Genomic DNA, 17,703 nt, shown 5'->3' with positions numbered 1-17,703 from the left:
TAATTTTAAGTTAAATCTAAAAGAATTTTCCGTCTACATAATACCAATGCTCTTGAAAATTGATAAAAGTAGATTTTTCATGATGCACTTGTTCTGTGCCAGTTTCGTCTATATAAAAAGCTTTAAACTCTACTGAATTTTCAGAAAAATGTAGTATTTCTAACTTTTGCCAAGTGTTTTGTTTGGCCCAAGCTAGAATATCCGATTTATTGGTGTATTTTCTTTGAGAAACATGTGTAGTTTCATACAAGTAATCCGCTTGATGTAAACAATAAGCTGTATATCTTGAACGCATTAATTTTTCGGCAGTTGGTACTAATTCCCCATCATAAATGTATAGAGAACAGCAACTTTGCAATGAGAAAGAACTGCCACAAGGACAAGATTTACTGTTTGTCATTTGAAATTTTAAGCCATAAATGTTGAAGTAAAGCTTGGTACTTACCCAACTCGATTAAATGTTCATCTAGCACCACAACATCTAGTAATTCATCCACTTCTTTAGCCACATCATGCCAAGTAAAAGCCGCATTCACACGATCTTTCTTAACTATTAAATCTATGATTGTCTGAACTTTAGGTTTTAAATTTACTATTTGTTGTGTAAACATTATGTGTTTTTAAGCGATTGCTTGTATTGTTCTAAAATGGATGCTTTTTTGGCTGCAGAAGTTTGTTTGGTCTTCTGAATTTTCTTCAAATGATTGTCTAATTGCTTTTTATGCTTGTCTTTGTTAACGGCGTTATTTCTTCCCATCTTGTATAATTTTACGCAAATTTACGAAACTTTCATTGGTATTGGTTAATTTGTCTAGCATTTTACCTTTTATTTCTTCGTAATCATCAAAATCTAAATATTTTGCCCAAGAATCGTTTTGTAAAACTTCTTTAATCTCTTTTATTCTTTTAGCTGTTTCGGATGCATTTCTTACAATTTGATTGCAATATTTTGGATTGTTTTTGTGGTTAAAATGTACATCTTTATTTGCAATATCTACTTCAATATAAAACCATTTATCGGTTTCGTTGTTCGGATAAAAATCGGTCCATTTTGCAAATCCGATAATTTCAGTTTGATTTTTATAGGCAGAATTTACAAGCAATCTCCAACGACAATTGGCTGCTCTTCCCCAATGATTTGATTTTCGATACACGCCGATTTCAGTGAAATAGTATTCGCTACCCGAAGCACTTTTATAACTAAGTTTTAAATCGGATAAAGAAGCACTTTCTACTTGTTGAAACAAACAAAACGTATGTTTATGAAAATTGTATCTATTGTACATTAATTTCTCCTAATTTTAAATCCCAAACCTGCTTTTGTGTTTCGCCAAACTGCTTTACTGTTGGAAATAAATATACTTTTTGAGATAAATTATATGTTTTAGTTACAGATTGATTAGTAACTAGCAACTCATATTTTACATCGAAATTTGAATGGCTTACTGCCGAATTTTTAATATTTTTCACAGTAATTACACAGCTGTTTTCTTTACAATATTGAAGCAATTGCAAAAGTGAAATTTTCGTATTAGAACCCTTAATTACATCTTCAATTATAACTTTATCAGAAAGAAACATTTGCTTTATTGATGCATCTAATTCTTTCTGTAAATCGATAGTTTCTGCTTCATTATATAAAGACAAAAAGGCATAAAAATCGGCTATTAATTGTTCACTTTGCTGCGCATACGCTGTTATAACTTTTGAAGTAAAGTTAGCAGAAATGGAAGACGCAAGAGTGTTCTTAGCCTGTTCCTTCTTTTGCATAGTTGTTTTTTCAACGGAAACTTCTTCTTTTTCAGAAGTTGTTTTTCCCACACTTTGTCCAATTGCAAAAAATGGAATTAAGAAAAAAAGATATAGTAAATGCTTCATATTACTCCTGAGTTAATCGTAAAAACGATATTTTATTATTTTGATCTTGTTGCAACTCTACAATCTTTAATTTTTTTAAAGATGGTGAAGGCAGAATTACTTTTTGAGCAAATTCGGTTTTATTAAAATATTCTGCACCTAAATCGTTAGACAACATAATCATCACTTCCAAATTATCCGACAAAATTTTATTCAACTGTTCTTTTCTAGTTTGCCAATCTTTGATATCACTTTTCATAAAAGCTTTCAACATCATGGCGTAATCATTCGGATTTAATTCAACTCGCGCCAGTGGTTCATTTGTGGTTATGACTACTTCTTTCGACTTGTAAAGCGGACTTTTTATTACGATTTTCGTACCTTTCTCTAGATTCAAATCTTTGTTTTTCAAATCGATCGGTTGTTCCACAGAATCATCAATTATGTAAGCTTTTACATCTTCTTTTGCGATAGAATCTTTGGTGAAACTATTTTGAAATTCTAGTTTTTGTTCTTCTTTTGAAAGCCACTTCCAAATGAAAAATACGAGAAGTAAAACACTACCTAATAAGACTAAAATTCTATATTTCTTTTTTGAATTACCTACACTTTTACTACTATTGCTCTTTGAATCGTATAAAAACTTAAACTCATCCCAATTCGATTTTCCAACAAACACACTCAAAATATCTAACATATCTTTTCGAGGTAATTTTTCATTGGTTTCTGGTTTCAAATGAGTGTAAATCCACTTTTCAGAAACCGTTTGCTTGGTTTTAAGTTGAATCGCATCAATTAAATTTAAAATATCTTGCGAACTGAAACTTTTCCAACTTCCGTTAAAATACGGATAGCTATTTTGGTACTGTTCCAAAACACTTTTTTTAAGTTGGTAAAAAATTTCTAAATCTGTCATAAATAGCTTTTCAAAAGTAGTATTTCTGGTTATTTTCTTACTGTAAAACTGCTGTAAATGTACTGAAAATACTTTACAATCAGTACACAGTGGTTTTTCTAAATAAAAATTTTTGGCTTGATTTAAGTTTGCCTTGTTAAACTTTAAAAACGAAATATTATGAAAAATTTAAACACGCTTTTAGTAACAACAATATTAGTTGGAAGTGCTTCGCTATTCGCACAACATTCGGGAAATGTCAACCAAGAAGATCTAGCCAAAAAACAAGTTAGCGGCAATTACAATTATCAAAATCCGAATCAATATCAAAATCGAGATGTTCCAACTATTCAAACTTCTTACAGTAATGATAGTGAAATGGTGATTACTATAAAAGGCATTTACAACGAAAAAGCCACTTGCCAAAAAGCTGTTTTTAGTGTGTTACAAGTTGGAAAAACTGCAGAAGAAGTTACAGATTTAATGGATGAAAGATTAGAAGCTGTAATGAATCAATTAAAAACATTTAATGCCGAAATTGAGGTGATAATTGATATGATTTCATTTGTTCCGATGTATGATTATGAAGTGACAAAGAAAATTTTTAATCCGAAAACCTATAACGAAAAACCAAGTGGATTTGAATTGAAAAAGAATTTAATCATAAAATTTAAAAACACCAACGATTTGAATAAAATTATGAGTGTTTGTGCGAAACAAGAAATTTATGATTTAGCAAAAGTAGATTATGTAACCAGTAATTTAGATCATATTAGAGATGTTTTACAACTAAAAGCATCTGAGGAATACAAACAAATGCTAACCAATTATTCAGCCATTATGAATACCGATTTGTTTAAAAAAGAAAAAACATTAGTGGAAGGCTACACGACTTTATATCCGATGGAAAGTTATAAAGCTTATACGGCTTACAGTCAGGCTGCTACTAATTTTTCTCCTGATAGTCAAGTAAATAACATCAGAAAAAACAGTACGCAATTTTATGATGCTGCATTGGCTAAATCGCACACTTTTGTTGTAAATGCCGACATTACCGAGCCTACCATTCAACTATTTTACGATTTAACGATAAGAATAAAATTACGAGAAGACCAACTTCCAAAAAACACAATTATTAGAAATAACAGGTATTACATTATTACAGCAAATGGTGATATTAAACCTTTAGCGCTGTAAAGTATTTTAATAATTCCCTTCACATATATTAGATTAAAATTTATGTGAAGGTGTAACGTTAAAGCAGATTTTATAAGTCATAAAAAAGTACTACATTTGTGAAAAATTTAATTAATTAAACAAAAAATGAAGAAAATTCTAATTACACTGTTAGTAGCTACTTTTATAGTGTCTTGTAAAAAAGAAGATTACACAATTTCAGGAGAAATTAAAAACCATAAAGGAACAGAATATGCATATATTGAAATACAAAATGGTGACAAACCAAAAGCTATTGATTCTGTAAAAATTAAAGACGGAAAATTTACTTTTAAAGGTAAAGCAGACTCTTTAGATATTGCTTTTATTAAAATTCCCGCTATTAATTGTATGTTTCCATTTGTTTTGGAAAACGGTGCAATTAATGTAAAGATTAATAAAGATTCTTTATTTAATCCTAAAGTTTCAGGAACTGAAAATAATGATGATTTACAAAAATTTAACGACGATGTAAATAAATTAAACAAAGAGTTAAATGATTTCGGTACTAAAAATCAGCAAGCTTACATTCAGGCTACAACAAATAATGATCAAGCTACGATTCAGAAACTAACAACTGAAATCCAAAGTATTCAAAAAAAATTATCTGATTTTCCTAAAAACTATATTAAAGAAAATAAAAACTTTATTGCTTTAATCATTTTAGAGAACTTTGCTACAAGAGGAAATATGCCTACAAATGAAGCAAAAACAGATTTTAACAAATTTTCAGAAGAATTGAGAAATTCTAAATCTGGAGTCAGAATTAACAAAGTTATTAATCCAACTGCTGAAAAAAAAAAGCCGATAAAGTAACCAAAGCACCAGATTTTTCAGCTAAAACTCCTGATGGAAAAACTGTTAGCTTAAAAGAATCTTTAGGAAAAGTTACCATTATAGATTTTTGGGCTTCTTGGTGCGGACCTTGTAGAGCGGAAAACCCAAATGTAGTTGCTTTATACAATGAGTTTCATGCTAAAGGTTTAAACATAATTGGTGTTTCATTAGATGATGATTTAGAAAGTTGGAAAAAAGCAATTGCGAAAGACAAATTAACTTGGACACATGTTTCCAACTTAAAAAAATGGGAAGAGCCAATAGCTTTAACTTATAAAGTAGATGGAATTCCTGCTACTTTTATTTTAGATGCAAATGGTAATATTGTAGCCAAAAACCTTAGAGGTGATGAACTAAAAGCAAAAGTAAAAGAACTATTAGGCGTAAAATAATACTTAAAGCAATTTAAAAGTAATCCCATTTTGTATGTATTTACAAAATGGGATTTTTTTATACTTTTAATTTTCAGAAAGTTAGAAAATAATTTACATTTTCCTTTAAAATAAGTTTGCAACTCTAAAAAACAATCCTATATTTGCATTCGAATTATGGCCATGGGGAGATACTCAAGCGGCCAACGAGGGCAGACTGTAAATCTGCTGTGAAAACTTCGCAGGTTCGAATCCTGCTCTCCCCACAAAAAAAAAGCACTTCAACTGAAGTGCTTTTTTTATTAAACTATACTGATTATTACTCCAAACCAAAACTTACGGTAACCGTACAAATTATTTCAATTTCTCCTATTGCTAGCGTTTCTCTGGGCATTGCATCTGCAGATTCAGCCATCATGCCTTTTGCCATAAAAACAGGTTGAGGAAAATTGGTGTATGAATTATCAGATATTAAAATCGCTTTTCCAACTTTCTGACCTGGTAATACTGAAACGTAATCTTCTGCTTTTTTCTTCGCATTTAAAATAGCTTTTTTTCTAGCTTCTGTTTCATAAGTTTCCATTTTAGAAGACTTCAACTCCACTCCATTGATAACGTTAATTCCAGTTTCCATTACATCCATCATAAAAGCATCATACTTTGAAATGTCTTTTAACGTTACAGAAATGGTTTGATTCGCTTGATAAGAATGCTTCTTTTTTTCGTAATCGTAATTTTTATACAAACTCATTTGAGCCGTTTGATAATCGGAAGTTGGAATGTTGAACTTCTTAATATATTTAATTACTTTTTCAATAGTAATATCGTTAAGTGTTTTTACTTCTTTAGCATCTTTACCATTGTTTTGTATGCCTAATTGTATCACGGCTATATCTGGTGTAACTTTTATTTTCCCTTCACCAGAAATTGAAATTTGAGGCACTAATTTGTGTTGCTCTTGACCCATAACATGCATTGTTGTAACTAATGTTAATAATAAAAGTACTTTTTTCATTTTGATTTGTTTTTAGTTTAATATAGTATGTCAAATAGTATGCCAGTTATATTTTTTTCATCTTAACTAAATATATTAAAACGGCAATTGGAATTAATAAAATACCAATAAACAATACCCTACTTTCAAACAAATCTGGTCTTAGAAATAAAGTAAGTACTAGTCCACCAATCGCACCACCTAAGTGAGCTGTATGTCCAATATTGTCAAAGCGTCCTTTCATTCCATAAATGGAATATCCTAAATATAAAACCGCAAATAAAAATCCTGGAATTGGAATGGCAAAAAACAATAATAATTCAATTTCAGGATACAATAAAATAGCACAAAAAATGATACCTGTTACTGCACCAGATGCTCCTACTGCAGAATAATACGATTCGTTTTTATGAATGTAATAAGTTAATAAACTTCCCAAAAGCATACTTCCAAAATAAATTAGAAGAAAATTCATGGTATTAAATTCACGAGTTAAAAAATTAGCGAATGTCCAAAAACTATACATATTGAATATAAAATGAAACCAATCTGCATGTAAAAAGCCAGACGTTAACATGCGGTATTGTTGTCCGTATTTTACAGCTGAAATGTTGAATTTATATTTTTCAAAAAAAGAAAAATCAGACAAACCTGCGTATGTTACCAAAGCGGTAACGGCAATAATAATTGTTGGAATTGAATTCATCGTATAAAAATTATGACTATAAAGATATGACAATTATTCAAAATTGTAAGAAAAAATGAAATGTTAACCAAAACTTAAAAAGTTAACAGTTGCAATAACAAAACATGTATATTTGCAAAAAAAGATACATGCAGTTACTCTTATATATTCTAATTTATCCAATAATTTGGGTTATATCAATACTTCCTTTTCCTGTTTTATATGTATTATCAGATTTTATTTTTTTTCTGGTTTACAGAATTATTAAATACAGAAAAAAAGTTGTTAGAAGTAATATAGCACTTGCCTTACCTCATTTATCAGACAATGAACGCAAAGAAATAGAACGAAAATTTTATGTGCATTTGTGTGATATGTTTTTAGAAATGGCAAAGACGTTGTCTATTTCAAGAAAAGAAATAGAAAAAAGATATGTTTTTAAAAATATGGAAGTGTATCATGAATTAGAGAAAAAAGAAAAAAGCATTGCTTTGTTGTGTGCGCATTATGCCAGTTACGAATGGGCAGTTTCATTGAACTATCATATTAATTTTGTGGGATATGGCGTATATAAACAATTGGCCAATCCGTATTTTGACAAATTAGTGAGAAGAATCCGCTCGAAATTTGAAAGTCAACTTATAGATAGCAAAGAGACAATTCCTACCATGGCTACTAATTTTAGAAGTAAAAAATTCAGCTTATATGGTTTAGTTAGTGATCAATCTCCAAAATTAAGTGCTACCCATCATTGGCAAAAATTTATGGGTATAGAAGTTCCTGTGCATACGGGTGGTGAAATGTTAGCTAAAAAATATGACATGAATGTGATTTTCTTAAAAACAAAGAAAATAAAAAGAGGCTTTTACGAAGCTAGCTTTGAAGTGCTTTCAGACGGAAACGCAAAAGATTTTCCAAATTATCAAATCACAGATAATTTCTTAAAATTAGTAGAGGAACAAATTTACGAAGCCCCAGAATACTATTTGTGGACACATAAACGATGGAAACATATGAGATAGTGTACAGTTGCAGTATTCAGTAAAACACTGAGACTGAATACTGCGACTGCTTACTTTACAAGAACCAACTCTTCACCATGGCAACTTCTGGTCGCGCATCATTTTTATGATTAAAATCGTTTTTTGCTGGATTATATACATAATCATCTTGCCAAATGGTAAAGTTTTCTGCTAAATCGATAATTGCATCGCATACCATTTGAATTTCATCAGACGTAGTTGTTGGATGAATTGACATTCGAATCCAACCTGGTTTGTTGGTTAAATCCCCTTCATTGATACTACAAGTAATAGAATTGGAAGTTTCTTGGTTTACATTTAGTAAATAATGTCCGTAAGTTCCAGCGCAACTGCAGCCTCCACGAACTTGAATTCCGAATTTATCATTTAATAGTTTCACACCTAAATTAAAATGTAAATCGGTTATATAAAATGAAATAACGCCCAATCTGTCTGTATGTGGTGCGGCTAAAATAGTAATATTTTCAATTGGACTTAAGCGTTCAAAAATATAGTCTACTAACTCGTGTTCTCTGTCTAAAATATTTTTCACACCCATTTCGTCTTTCAATTGAACAGCAAGTGCTGCTTTTATAACTTGTAAGAAACCAGGTGTTCCACCATCTTCTCTATCTTCAATATTGTCGATATATTGATGTTCTCCCCAAGGATTTGTCCAACTTACAGTTCCACCACCAGGACAATCAGGAACATTATTTTTGTATAATTCTTTATTAAACACCATTACACCACAAGTTCCTGGTCCGCCCAAAAATTTATGTGGCGAAAAGAAAATTGCATCTAAATAAGCCTCTTCATCATTTGGGTGCATGTTAATATCTACATAAGGCCCAGAACAAGCAAAATCTACAAAACACACGCCATTGTTTTGGTGCATAATTTTGGCAACTTCATGATAAGGAGTTCTAATTCCCGTTACGTTGGAACAAGATGTGATGGAAGCAATTTTAAAACTTCTATCTTTATATTGATTCACTAAAGCTGTAAATTTATCCAAACAAAACAAACCTTCATCGTTTGCAGGAATAACAACTACATCTGCAATAGTTTCTAACCAAGAAGTTTGATTGGAGTGATGTTCCATATGAGAAATAAAAACGATAGGTTTAATTTCTTTTGGAATTGTTGTATATTCTTTTAAATTTTCAGGAATTCGTAAACCTAAAATTCGTTGTAATTTATTCACAACACCTGTCATTCCGGTTCCGTCGGTAATTAAAACATCATTTTCATTGGCGTTAACATGTTTTTTTATAATGTTTCTGGCTTCATGATAAGCCATTGTCATCGCCGTACCTGTTATAGAAGTTTCAGTATGTGTGTTAGCAACAAATGGTCCGAAAGAATTTAGCAATTTGTCTTCAATTGGTTGATATAACCTTCCACTTGCAGTCCAATCTGTGTAAATAATTTTTTGTGGCCCAAAAGGCGATACAAAACTTTGATTTACACCAATGATTCCTTTTCTAAATTGCTGAAAATAAGTCTCTAATTCGGTAATTGTTGAAGTTGCATTCATTACTTAATAATTTTTTCAAAATTACGGCTTTTTTTACATCCTAAAAATAAAATTTTACGTATTTATAAAATTTAGCAGTTCAATTTTGTTAAAATAAACTACATTTGAATTTATTTTTAAAAACCATTAAAAAAAACTAATTTTTAAAACAATAAGTTAAAATATAATATGATTTACAATAAATTACTCATATCTTTTTTTTTAATTTCATTTAGTGCAGAAAGCATCTACTTTTTCTTATTGTACTTTTTTATCCCATTAATCGTTTTGTTTGTAATACTAATCATATTCTCACTATTATATACCCGTTATTCAGCAGATAAAAACGAACATAATTTAGAGGTAATAGAAAACGACACAAATTCCTTTTTAACAGATCTTATTTTTTCAGACTATACTTCAATTGAAATGAAAGAAAAAATTTCTGCGTTTAAAAAACAATACAAACTTAATGCTAATTTAAAAAAATACATTCTCAACAAAATTATTCATATCAAAGAGAACTTAAACGAAACAAATGAACATACTATTTTACTAATTTATAAGTATTTTGGTTTTGATGAAATTTCTAATCGTCTGATAAACAGTTCTAGTTGGTATTCTAAATCTCAAGCTTTATATCAATATCAAAACATTGGTTACAAAATAAAAACCGGTTATGTTAAAAAGCTCTTAGATAGTAAAAATTCGAGTTTGCGATCTAATGCAATTATTGCTTTAATATCTTTGTCTGACGAAAAGTTTGATGTTTTAGACAACTATAAATACAATATCTCAAAAGCTGATGAAGTAAAAATTTTAGATATAATTTACAGAAAAAAATCAACTGTTCCTAAGAATATTAACAATTGGTTGCAAAGTAAAAACGATTCAATTGTTATAATTGCCATAAAACTAATTGTCCGATTTAGATACAAACACGACATTTCCTTGGAACAAATTGCTTATTTGTTAACCTCAGAAAATTACAAAGTTAGAAAAGAAGCCATTTTAGCTGTTAGAGAACTTGTCATGTTTGAAGCTAATGACATATTAATGCAACATTTTAAAACAGAGACGAATTTGAGGAATAAAATTTCTATTATCAAAACATTGAATACTATCGGAACAACAGAAAATATAACCTTTTTGTCGATATTGTTAAAAAAAGAAGAAAATTTAGAACTAGATTTGAAACTTGAAATTGTAAATTTCATTAATAAAACTAATGCTTCCTTTTTCAATTCTTACACATTTGAAGACGAAACGAAAAATATTGAATTACAAAAAATGATTGCTCACTCTAATTGCCCATATTTAAATTGATTACATTAGAAAGTATTGTCAAAAGTTCCGAATTATTTTTCGGTTGGTATTCCTTATTTTATATTTTAGTATATATAATATTGGCCGTTTCTTCATTTCTTGAAATTAAAAAATATTACATCAATAAATATTTTTTGCATAAAGATGTGATTATAAAATCTAATAATGCGTTAGGAGTATCTATTATTGCTCCTGCTTTTAATGAAGGTTTTACCATTATTTCCAATGTAAAATCTTTACTTTCACAAGAATATCCAAGATTTGAAGTTATTATAGTTAACGATGGTAGTACAGATGATACATTAGAGAAACTAATTTCGGAATTTAGCTTGGTAAAAGTCGACTTTTTTTACATTGAAAAAATAATCACTCAACCAGTTAAAGGACATTATCGTTCGACAAATCCGATTTACAACAAACTTTTAGTTGTAGATAAAGAAAATGGGAAAAGTAAAGCTGATGCCTCCAACGCTGGAATTAATTCTTCTAAATATTCCTTATTTATTTGTACGGATGTAGACTGCATATTAAGACGAGATACAACAGCAATGCTAGTAAAACCTTTTATCGAAAGTGAGAAAAAAGTAATTGCTGCTGGTGCTGCTTTACGAATTTCTAACTCTTGCACCTTCAAGGAAGGCATGCTTTACGAATCGCATTATCCTGACAATTTCTTTGCAAGATTTCAAGAACTAGAATACATTCGCTCTTTTGTTTTTGGCCGAATGGCTTGGAGTAAATTAAATGGTTTGCTTCTAGTTTCAGGCGGATTAGGAATTTTTGATAAAGATACTGTCATAGAAGTTGGTGGCTATTGGCATAAATCGTTAGGAGAAGATTTAGAATTAGTAACTCGTATGAGAAAACTCATGCATGAAAAAAAAATAGACTTTGAAATCAAATACATTCCAGAATCGTTATGTTGGACGGAAGTTCCTAGCGATGGTGAAGTTTTCTTACGCCAACGCGTTCGTTGGGCTCGAGGTTTAATTCAAACTCTATTCTTACATAGAAAATTATTTTTTAACCCGAAATATAAAAATACTGGACTTATAGTTTTTCCATATTATGTGTTTTGTGAATTTGTAGTACCTATTTTAGAAGTTGTCGGATTGATTTTTATATTTTTAGATCTCTTTTTCTTTGGAATCAATATTCCTTTTTTAGTTATCATTAGTGTTGCAGTTTATTGTTTTTATATACTCATAACGCTGATTTCTATATTTTTAGATCAAATGATTCACAAACAATATTCTAACTTAAAAGAAGTAGCAAAATTAATAGTAATGGTTTTTATCGAACCTTTCATATATCATCCTATAAATATTTACGCCTCTTTAAAAGGCTATTTGCATTTTTTCCTTCAAAAAGAAAAAAAATGGGGTGTTATGTCTCGTAAAGGTTTTAAAACAGCAAACTAATTTAATATGAAATTCAAATTATTATTATTCTTTCTTATTGGGTTTTGCAGTTGTGTTGTGGGGCAAAAAATCAACACCGATAGTTTGTTAATTGTCACAAATAATCTAATAAAATCTGAAACAAAAGACTATTTTAAAGCTAAAAAAATAGCACATCAGTGTATAAAAGCAGCACCTAATTATTTAGATTTTCATATCGCGCTTGGCAGAATTCATAAAAATGAAAAAAACATAGACAGTGCGAGATATTATTTTCAACATGTAATTAATAACAACACCAAGTATAAAGAAGCGTTTACCTATTTAAGTAAATTAGAATTAGAGGCGGAAAATAAAGATCTTGCCTTAAAAATAATCAATTCAGGTTTAGATATTCATCCGGAAGAAAAAGAATTTTATTTGATTAAGCTTCAGGTTATAAATGCAGAAGAGAAACCTCAAAAAAGTGTGGAATATTTAGAATTCTTAAATAAGAAGTTTCCAGATGATGCCATACTAAAAAATCAACTTCTCGAGGTAAAAAGCAATATCAAAACAAATAGAATCGGAACAACATATACCATAACAAACTTTAGTCGAGACAATTACGGACCATGGCATCAAACTTCTTTAAATTATGCCAAACAATTTAACAAAGTTTCACTTGGCGGTAGAATAACTTATATTGATAGAAGACAAAATGGAACAAGTCAGAATTTTGGCTATTTTTATGAACTAGAATCTTATTTTAAAACCACTAAAAAAAGCTATTCGTTTGCCAATTTCGGATTTAGTGATGGTGAAGTGTTTCCAGAATTTCGATTTTTATTTTCCAATTATTACACCCTGGGTAAAGGCTTTGAATCTGAAGTAGGTTACAGATATAACAAAAGAGAAAATACCAACTCAAGCTCAGGAATTTTAGCTTTAGGAAAGTATTTCAAAAGCAATTGGATCAATTTAAGAACTTCGTTTCAGTTAGACGAACCTAAACTTTACCCTTCAATTGCCTTACAATTTAGACATTATTACAATTCAAGATTCGATTTTTTTGCCTTTAATATTGGCTACGGAACTTCTCCTGATGAAAGAGAAACATTAACGCAATTTCAGGAAAGAATTGCCTTAACATCTTACCGTTTTGGCGGTGGATATAGCAAACTTTTAGCAAAAAAATACATTGTTGGCTGTAGTGCTAGTTTCAATAATCAAGAGTATTTTCCCGATAAATATCAAAATGAATATAATTTCTCAATTAATTTAGTATATTTATTTTAACCCCAAAAACACTATAAAATGACTAATAAAATACTTATCATTGAAGATGATAAAATTATAAAAAACATTATCGAATTTCTGCTAAAGAAAGAAGGATATCAAATAGAATTTGCAGAAGATGGCTTAATTGGAATGGAAAAAATCAATTCTTATTTACCAGATTTAATTATTACCGATATTATGCTTCCCTATAAATCTGGGTTAGAAATCACTTCTTATGCAAAAGCTAATTTTCCTGATGTCCCAGTAATTATTATTTCCTCTTTAGGAAAAGAAGATTTAACTGTTATTGAAGCCTTTAAATTAGGTGCCGATGATTTAATTGCCAAACCTTTTAACCCTGTAGAATTAGTATTACGAGTAAAACGCTTTTTCTTACACCATTAAGTGATATGAATTCAAAGTTTTTAAATTTTATAATTTATGGCATTTTTGCTGCAGCTCTTTTTATTCCAATTGGATTACTATCTTTAACAATTGGTCCATCAAGATGGTTAGCAGATTATGCTAAACAAGAAGAGTGGAATAGTCTAAAAGAAAATAATTTACAAATGTTAGTTATTTTTCTTTTAATACTTCTATCGCTATTTTTTGCTTATAAAATTCAAAATCTTTATTGGAATAAAAATACTTTATTAAAAAGAATTTATGTGTTTTTTGCCATTACAATTATTGGAATTTCATTAGGCATATTTACGTTTAAACCAGAAATTTTAATCACAAGTGATTTAAATATTGCTGCTGCAAAAAATGAAAATACCACTTTCGAATTTGGTCCTTATCCTAATGAAGAAAAACTAAAAAAACTTAAAGCAGAAGGTTATGATGGGATAGTTTCCTTATTACACCCAATGGTTGTTCCTGCAGAACCCGTATTGCTTAATAAAGAAAAAGAAATTGCCAAAACATTAGATTTAAAAGTCATTTCAATACCAATGTTACCATGGATTTCTGAAAACGAAGAATCTATAGCAAAAATCAAAAAATTAGCACAAACTGCTAAAGGTAAATACTATGTACATTGCAGCTTAGGTAAAGACCGAGCTGGAGTTTTTAAAAAAATTGTAGAAGCAGAAAACCAACAAATTTTAGTTAAAAGCACCATCAAACACAACAAAATAAAAACGGAAAAACCTTTTGAAAGAGGACCTGTTTTTGTAGTTTCTACTGATGTGTATTTTACACCTTATCCTACAGATGAAGAATTATTTCATTACTTTTTAAATTCAAATATTAAAACGGTTGTGAATTTAATGAATCCAGAGCATCCTGAGGAAATTAAATGGATAGAAAAAGAGCAAAAAATTATCGTACAACACCATCAAGAATTTCATAATTTCTCTGTTTTGGCTACCGATTCAGACGATAAAATAAAGGCAGTTATCGAGAAGATTAAAAAATTACCTAAACCGATGGTTATTCATGCCTTTTCAACTGAAAGAGAAAATTCTAAAAAATTCTTAAAACTATACCAATCTTTAAAATAGTTTAAAATTTATAAGTACTTTTGAAAGACAATTTTACATCCATGTCTATTCAATTCTTACATAAATTCACCACTAATTTACCTTCAGATGCTATCGAAGAAAATTACACGCGACAAGTACCAAAAGCTGCTTTTTCGTATGTAAAACCCAGGATTCCAAGCAATCCCAAATTGCTACACATTTCAAAAGAAGTACAAAATTTAATTGGTTTTTCAGATGATTTTATTCAATCGGAAACCTTTTTACATTTAGTATCTGGTGCTGCAATTGTTAGCAATTCCAAACCTTTTGCCATGAATTATGCCGGACATCAATTCGGAAATTGGGCCGGACAATTAGGCGATGGAAGAGCCATTGTTTTAGGAGAAATAGAACACAACCATCAAACATTTACTTTACAACTAAAAGGAGCTGGAGCCACACCATATTCCCGTCGTGCAGATGGATTGGCTGTTTTGCGTTCTTCCATTCGTGAACATTTATGTAGCGAAGCTATGTTTCATTTGGGCGTTCCCACTACTCGATCTTTGTCTTTAACTTTAACTGGAGATGAAGTGTTACGAGATGTCATGTACAATGGAAATCCAGCTATGGAAAAAGGTGCGATAGTATGCCGAATTGCACCAAGCTTCATTCGCTTTGGTAGTTTCGAACTGTTTTCTTCTCAAAATGATATCGAAAATTTAAAACTACTAGCTGATTATACAATTTCAAACTATTATCCTGAAATTCAATCGGAAGGAAAAGAAAAATATATAGCATTTTTTAAACATGTTGCCGAAAAAACAAGAGAAATGATTGTTCATTGGCAACGCGTTGGGTTTGTTCATGGTGTGATGAATACCGATAACATGAGCATTCACGGGATCACAATTGATTATGGACCTTACGGCTGGTTAGAAGATTTTAACCCAAATTGGACGCCTAACACTACCGATGCGGAAGGCAAAAGATACCGTTATGGCAACCAAGCCAATATTGCTTTGTGGAATTTATACCAATTGGCGAATGCTTTATATCCATTAATTGAAGAAGCTGAACCTTTAGAAACGATTCTGAATAATTTTGCCAAAAAATACGACGAAGATTTCTCAGAAATGATGCTAAAAAAACTCGGAATTACTTCTAAAACCGAAGAAACAGATAAATTGATTCAACAAATATTATACAATTTAGAACAGACTGAAACCGATTATACCATCTTTTTCAGAAATTTAAATCAAATCAACAAAGCGGATTCGGTTGAAGATTGTGTTTCTAAAATCCACTTAGCTTTTTATAAACCTGAAGAAGTAACTGGAATCATATTAGAAACCTGGCATTTTTGGTTTGCTCAATATTTAGCTATTTTAAAAGAAGACACAACTTCAGATGATGAACGAAAACTAAATTTAAATGCATGCAACCCGAAATATGTTTTACGCAATTATATGGCGCAAATGGCGATTGAATTAGCCGAAAATGAAGAGTATGCTCTAATTGATGAATTGTATAAGTTACTTTTAAATCCATACGAAGAACAACCTGAAATGGAAAAATGGTTCGCCAAAAGACCCGATTGGGCCCGACAAAAAATTGGAAGTTCGATGTTGAGTTGTAGTTCTTAATTTAGATTTTTAAAGAATAAGAAAGTGAAACAACACGGATTAAAGAAATTATAAAAATTACTAGAATTTCTTCAATCTGTGTTTAAAAATATTTTGAAAAGAACAGTAAAACAATCATTAATTACTCCAAAGGAGTAAAAAATTTATAACTATGATAACCGTTAGCACCACAATCAAAAGCAAAACATTAGCCCAAGTTTGGGAATACTTCACCAACCCAAAACACGTTACAAATTGGAATTTCGCAAGCGACGATTGGCATTGTCCAAAAGCAGAAAACCAATTAGAAATCGGAAAATCGTTTGCTTACACCATGGCTGCTAAAAATGGAGAAATGAGTTTCGATTTTAGTGGAACTTATACAGAAATTGAAGAACATTCAAAAATTAGTTACCTTTTAGAAGACGACAGAAAAATATTTGTCACTTTCAAAGAAACTGAAAATGGCATAGAAGTAGTAGAAAAATTTGATCCTGAAACAGAAAATTCAGAAGAATTACAACAAGCTGGTTGGCAAATGATTTTGGATAATTTTAAAAAGTATACAGAAGCTAATTAACGTTTCAAAACCCATTTTAAGGCGTTTCACACTATTTAAAAACAAACAAAAAACCGCAAATACAAGACATAATAATCTGTGAATCTGCGGTTTTTTTAGCTTATTTATTCATTTGAAACTCCAATAGAATCAATCTCAGATAAAGGATTAATGTATTCTTTTTTCCATTTCTTTTGTAAATAATGATAAAGGATATAACAAGCTAAAATTCCAACCGGAATTCCTAATAAATTGATTCCATAATTATTTTCGAAATCGATGCCTAATGCTAAAAGATCATTAAAAACAGCTAAAACAAATCCCAATACCAATTGACTTCCAAAATAAACCACTAAACCTAAAATAGCAAATCCCCATTTACTTTTAGTATACGTTTGTGCTAATTCATAAAAAAACTTTCCTACCCAATATATTAATAAAATTCCTATCATATTTTTTCTCTTTAATTACCAATATCTTCAATTTCCTCTGTATTGGCAAAACGTTCTTCTTTACCAAATTTGCTGACTAAATAAATTCTAAATAAAACACAAATAATCAAACAGACAATAAATGATAGAATAGTATAATTCATTGAAATCTCTTCTTGATTAATAAAATGTTCTAAAATCTTCTTTAATAATAAATTGCAAAAAAAATAATAGACAAAAG

Annotated in this window: 22 protein-coding genes, 1 tRNA gene and 1 pseudogene; 12 read left to right on the top strand and 12 right to left on the bottom strand. The window is 29.9% G+C overall.

The genetic code is table 11. The features are described from left to right. Nucleotides 1-16 precede the first annotated feature (16 nt). The 6 genes from G4D72_RS10185 to G4D72_RS10160 are packed head-to-tail and all read right to left on the bottom strand — an operon-like array spanning nucleotide 17 to nucleotide 2,773. Nucleotides 17-400, bottom strand: coding sequence for a YchJ family protein (locus G4D72_RS10185; protein WP_166077589.1), 384 nt, complete (start codon nucleotides 398-400; stop codon nucleotides 17-19). Continuing rightward, on the bottom strand, nucleotides 387-611 hold the full coding sequence (locus G4D72_RS10180) for a hypothetical protein (RefSeq protein ID WP_166077588.1): 225 nt from the start codon (nucleotides 609-611) through the stop codon (nucleotides 387-389). The genes G4D72_RS10185 and G4D72_RS10180 overlap by 14 nt, the downstream gene beginning before the upstream one ends. Further along, the gene (locus tag G4D72_RS10175) at nucleotides 611-757 is read right to left on the bottom strand and encodes a hypothetical protein (protein ID WP_166077587.1); all 147 of its coding nucleotides are present in this window, start codon (nucleotides 755-757) and stop codon (nucleotides 611-613) included. Before G4D72_RS10175 ends, G4D72_RS10180 begins: the two co-directional genes overlap by 1 nt. After that, nucleotides 744-1,247: a hypothetical protein gene (locus G4D72_RS10170; protein ID WP_166077586.1), complete on the bottom strand. Its 504-nt coding sequence runs from the start codon at nucleotides 1,245-1,247 to the stop codon at nucleotides 744-746. Before G4D72_RS10170 ends, G4D72_RS10175 begins: the two co-directional genes overlap by 14 nt. A gap of 28 nt (nucleotides 1,248-1,275) precedes the next feature. Beyond that, nucleotides 1,276-1,878 (bottom strand): hypothetical protein, encoded by a 603-nt coding sequence (locus G4D72_RS10165; protein ID WP_166077585.1) that lies wholly within the window; start codon nucleotides 1,876-1,878, stop codon nucleotides 1,276-1,278. Between the two features lies 1 nt (nucleotide 1,879). Next, nucleotides 1,880-2,773, bottom strand: a complete 894-nt coding sequence (locus G4D72_RS10160; RefSeq protein ID WP_166077584.1) for a hypothetical protein — start codon at nucleotides 2,771-2,773, stop codon at nucleotides 1,880-1,882. A 159-nt stretch (nucleotides 2,774-2,932) separates the two neighbouring features. Here G4D72_RS10160 and G4D72_RS10155 point away from each other — a divergent pair, with 159 nt between their 5' ends. Together G4D72_RS10155 and G4D72_RS10150 are read left to right on the top strand one after the other, a co-directional pair. Continuing rightward, entirely contained in the window at nucleotides 2,933-3,949 is a 1,017-nt protein-coding gene (locus tag G4D72_RS10155) for an SIMPL domain-containing protein (protein WP_166077583.1), read from the top strand. A 126-nt stretch (nucleotides 3,950-4,075) separates the two neighbouring features. Then, nucleotides 4,076-4,783: a DUF4369 domain-containing protein gene (locus G4D72_RS10150; RefSeq protein ID WP_166077582.1), complete on the top strand. Its 708-nt coding sequence runs from the start codon at nucleotides 4,076-4,078 to the stop codon at nucleotides 4,781-4,783. On the opposite strand, the gene G4D72_RS13425 is transcribed toward G4D72_RS10150, so the two are convergent. Continuing rightward, on the bottom strand, nucleotides 4,746-4,931 hold the full coding sequence (locus tag G4D72_RS13425) for a hypothetical protein (protein WP_235922493.1): 186 nt from the start codon (nucleotides 4,929-4,931) through the stop codon (nucleotides 4,746-4,748). The two genes, G4D72_RS10150 and G4D72_RS13425, sit on opposite strands and share 38 nt — an antisense overlap. On the opposite strand from G4D72_RS13425, the pseudogene G4D72_RS10145 reads away from it, so the two are divergent. Next, nucleotides 4,843-5,196 (top strand): annotated as a pseudogene (locus G4D72_RS10145) (TlpA family protein disulfide reductase); the annotation flags it as partial. The gene G4D72_RS13425 and the pseudogene G4D72_RS10145 overlap by 89 nt on opposite strands. A 164-nt stretch (nucleotides 5,197-5,360) precedes the next feature. Further along, a tRNA-Tyr gene (locus G4D72_RS10140) sits at nucleotides 5,361-5,441 on the top strand. Nucleotides 5,442-5,494: 53 nt separating this feature from the next. Here G4D72_RS10140 and G4D72_RS10135 read toward each other — a convergent pair. Beyond that, the gene (locus G4D72_RS10135; RefSeq protein WP_166077581.1) at nucleotides 5,495-6,190 is read right to left on the bottom strand and encodes an SIMPL domain-containing protein; all 696 of its coding nucleotides are present in this window, start codon (nucleotides 6,188-6,190) and stop codon (nucleotides 5,495-5,497) included. Nucleotides 6,191-6,236: 46 nt separating this feature from the next. Then, nucleotides 6,237-6,875: a rhomboid family intramembrane serine protease gene (locus tag G4D72_RS10130; protein ID WP_166077580.1), complete on the bottom strand. Its 639-nt coding sequence runs from the start codon at nucleotides 6,873-6,875 to the stop codon at nucleotides 6,237-6,239. Between the two features lie 128 nt (nucleotides 6,876-7,003). Here G4D72_RS10130 and G4D72_RS10125 point away from each other — a divergent pair, with 128 nt between their 5' ends. Beyond that, on the top strand, nucleotides 7,004-7,876 hold the full coding sequence (locus G4D72_RS10125; RefSeq protein ID WP_166077579.1) for a lysophospholipid acyltransferase family protein: 873 nt from the start codon (nucleotides 7,004-7,006) through the stop codon (nucleotides 7,874-7,876). Nucleotides 7,877-7,931: 55 nt separating this feature from the next. On the opposite strand, the gene G4D72_RS10120 is transcribed toward G4D72_RS10125, so the two are convergent. Then, a complete protein-coding gene (locus tag G4D72_RS10120; protein ID WP_166077578.1) occupies nucleotides 7,932-9,416 on the bottom strand; it encodes an aminotransferase class V-fold PLP-dependent enzyme in 1,485 nt (494 codons plus the stop codon). A 168-nt stretch (nucleotides 9,417-9,584) separates the two neighbouring features. On the opposite strand from G4D72_RS10120, the gene G4D72_RS10115 reads away from it, so the two are divergent. The 7 genes from G4D72_RS10115 (at nucleotide 9,585) to G4D72_RS10085 (ending at nucleotide 17,052) form a co-directional block, all read left to right on the top strand. Beyond that, nucleotides 9,585-10,721, top strand: a complete 1,137-nt coding sequence (locus G4D72_RS10115; protein WP_166077577.1) for a HEAT repeat domain-containing protein — start codon at nucleotides 9,585-9,587, stop codon at nucleotides 10,719-10,721. Next, on the top strand, nucleotides 10,718-12,142 hold the full coding sequence (locus G4D72_RS10110) for a glycosyltransferase family 2 protein (RefSeq protein ID WP_207784900.1): 1,425 nt from the start codon (nucleotides 10,718-10,720) through the stop codon (nucleotides 12,140-12,142). The genes G4D72_RS10115 and G4D72_RS10110 overlap by 4 nt, the downstream gene beginning before the upstream one ends. A gap of 6 nt (nucleotides 12,143-12,148) precedes the next feature. Continuing rightward, nucleotides 12,149-13,399: a YaiO family outer membrane beta-barrel protein gene (locus G4D72_RS10105; protein WP_166077576.1), complete on the top strand. Its 1,251-nt coding sequence runs from the start codon at nucleotides 12,149-12,151 to the stop codon at nucleotides 13,397-13,399. An 18-nt stretch (nucleotides 13,400-13,417) separates the two neighbouring features. Next, on the top strand, nucleotides 13,418-13,786 hold the full coding sequence (locus tag G4D72_RS10100) for a response regulator transcription factor (RefSeq protein WP_166077575.1): 369 nt from the start codon (nucleotides 13,418-13,420) through the stop codon (nucleotides 13,784-13,786). A gap of 5 nt (nucleotides 13,787-13,791) precedes the next feature. Next, entirely contained in the window at nucleotides 13,792-14,886 is a 1,095-nt protein-coding gene (locus tag G4D72_RS10095; RefSeq protein ID WP_166077573.1) for a protein-tyrosine phosphatase family protein, read from the top strand. A gap of 41 nt (nucleotides 14,887-14,927) precedes the next feature. Beyond that, on the top strand, nucleotides 14,928-16,493 hold the full coding sequence (locus tag G4D72_RS10090) for a protein adenylyltransferase SelO (RefSeq protein WP_166077572.1): 1,566 nt from the start codon (nucleotides 14,928-14,930) through the stop codon (nucleotides 16,491-16,493). 151 nt (nucleotides 16,494-16,644) lie between these two features. Further along, a complete protein-coding gene (locus tag G4D72_RS10085; RefSeq protein WP_166077571.1) occupies nucleotides 16,645-17,052 on the top strand; it encodes an SRPBCC domain-containing protein in 408 nt (135 codons plus the stop codon). A 104-nt stretch (nucleotides 17,053-17,156) separates the two neighbouring features. Here G4D72_RS10085 and G4D72_RS10080 read toward each other — a convergent pair whose 3' ends face one another. Together G4D72_RS10080 and G4D72_RS13490 are read right to left on the bottom strand one after the other, a co-directional pair. Further along, nucleotides 17,157-17,483: a hypothetical protein gene (locus tag G4D72_RS10080; RefSeq protein WP_166077570.1), complete on the bottom strand. Its 327-nt coding sequence runs from the start codon at nucleotides 17,481-17,483 to the stop codon at nucleotides 17,157-17,159. An 11-nt stretch (nucleotides 17,484-17,494) separates the two neighbouring features. After that, nucleotides 17,495-17,626 (bottom strand): hypothetical protein, encoded by a 132-nt coding sequence (locus tag G4D72_RS13490; protein ID WP_262887227.1) that lies wholly within the window; start codon nucleotides 17,624-17,626, stop codon nucleotides 17,495-17,497. Between the last annotated feature and the right edge of the window lie 77 nt (nucleotides 17,627-17,703).

It is taken from the genome of Flavobacterium difficile (assembly GCF_011392115.1).
Taxonomy (GTDB): Bacteria; Bacteroidota; Bacteroidia; order Flavobacteriales; family Flavobacteriaceae; genus Flavobacterium; species Flavobacterium difficile.
This window is presented reverse-complemented; position numbering and strand designations above follow the sequence as displayed.

Excerpts from the sequence above, each read along its gene's own strand:
- G4D72_RS10120 (WP_166077578.1), bottom strand. The coding sequence starts at position 9,416 with ATGAATGCAACTTCAACAATTACCGAATTAGAGACTTATTTTCAGCAA.
- G4D72_RS10185 (WP_166077589.1), bottom strand. The coding sequence starts at position 400 with ATGACAAACAGTAAATCTTGTCCTTGTGGCAGTTCTTTCTCATTGCAA.
- G4D72_RS10130 (WP_166077580.1), bottom strand. The coding sequence starts at position 6,875 with ATGAATTCAATTCCAACAATTATTATTGCCGTTACCGCTTTGGTAACA.
- G4D72_RS10090 (WP_166077572.1), top strand. The coding sequence starts at position 14,928 with ATGTCTATTCAATTCTTACATAAATTCACCACTAATTTACCTTCAGAT.
- G4D72_RS10175 (WP_166077587.1), bottom strand. The coding sequence starts at position 757 with ATGGGAAGAAATAACGCCGTTAACAAAGACAAGCATAAAAAGCAATTA.
- G4D72_RS10115 (WP_166077577.1), top strand. The coding sequence starts at position 9,585 with ATGATTTACAATAAATTACTCATATCTTTTTTTTTAATTTCATTTAGT.
- G4D72_RS10095 (WP_166077573.1), top strand. The coding sequence starts at position 13,792 with ATGAATTCAAAGTTTTTAAATTTTATAATTTATGGCATTTTTGCTGCA.
- G4D72_RS10160 (WP_166077584.1), bottom strand. The coding sequence starts at position 2,773 with ATGACAGATTTAGAAATTTTTTACCAACTTAAAAAAAGTGTTTTGGAA.
- G4D72_RS10165 (WP_166077585.1), bottom strand. The coding sequence starts at position 1,878 with ATGAAGCATTTACTATATCTTTTTTTCTTAATTCCATTTTTTGCAATT.
- G4D72_RS13490 (WP_262887227.1), bottom strand. The coding sequence starts at position 17,626 with ATGAATTATACTATTCTATCATTTATTGTCTGTTTGATTATTTGTGTT.
- G4D72_RS10080 (WP_166077570.1), bottom strand. The coding sequence starts at position 17,483 with ATGATAGGAATTTTATTAATATATTGGGTAGGAAAGTTTTTTTATGAA.
- G4D72_RS10150 (WP_166077582.1), top strand. The coding sequence starts at position 4,076 with ATGAAGAAAATTCTAATTACACTGTTAGTAGCTACTTTTATAGTGTCT.
- G4D72_RS10100 (WP_166077575.1), top strand. The coding sequence starts at position 13,418 with ATGACTAATAAAATACTTATCATTGAAGATGATAAAATTATAAAAAAC.
- G4D72_RS10155 (WP_166077583.1), top strand. The coding sequence starts at position 2,933 with ATGAAAAATTTAAACACGCTTTTAGTAACAACAATATTAGTTGGAAGT.
- G4D72_RS10135 (WP_166077581.1), bottom strand. The coding sequence starts at position 6,190 with ATGAAAAAAGTACTTTTATTATTAACATTAGTTACAACAATGCATGTT.
- G4D72_RS10105 (WP_166077576.1), top strand. The coding sequence starts at position 12,149 with ATGAAATTCAAATTATTATTATTCTTTCTTATTGGGTTTTGCAGTTGT.
- G4D72_RS10125 (WP_166077579.1), top strand. The coding sequence starts at position 7,004 with ATGCAGTTACTCTTATATATTCTAATTTATCCAATAATTTGGGTTATA.
- G4D72_RS10180 (WP_166077588.1), bottom strand. The coding sequence starts at position 611 with ATGTTTACACAACAAATAGTAAATTTAAAACCTAAAGTTCAGACAATC.
- G4D72_RS10085 (WP_166077571.1), top strand. The coding sequence starts at position 16,645 with ATGATAACCGTTAGCACCACAATCAAAAGCAAAACATTAGCCCAAGTT.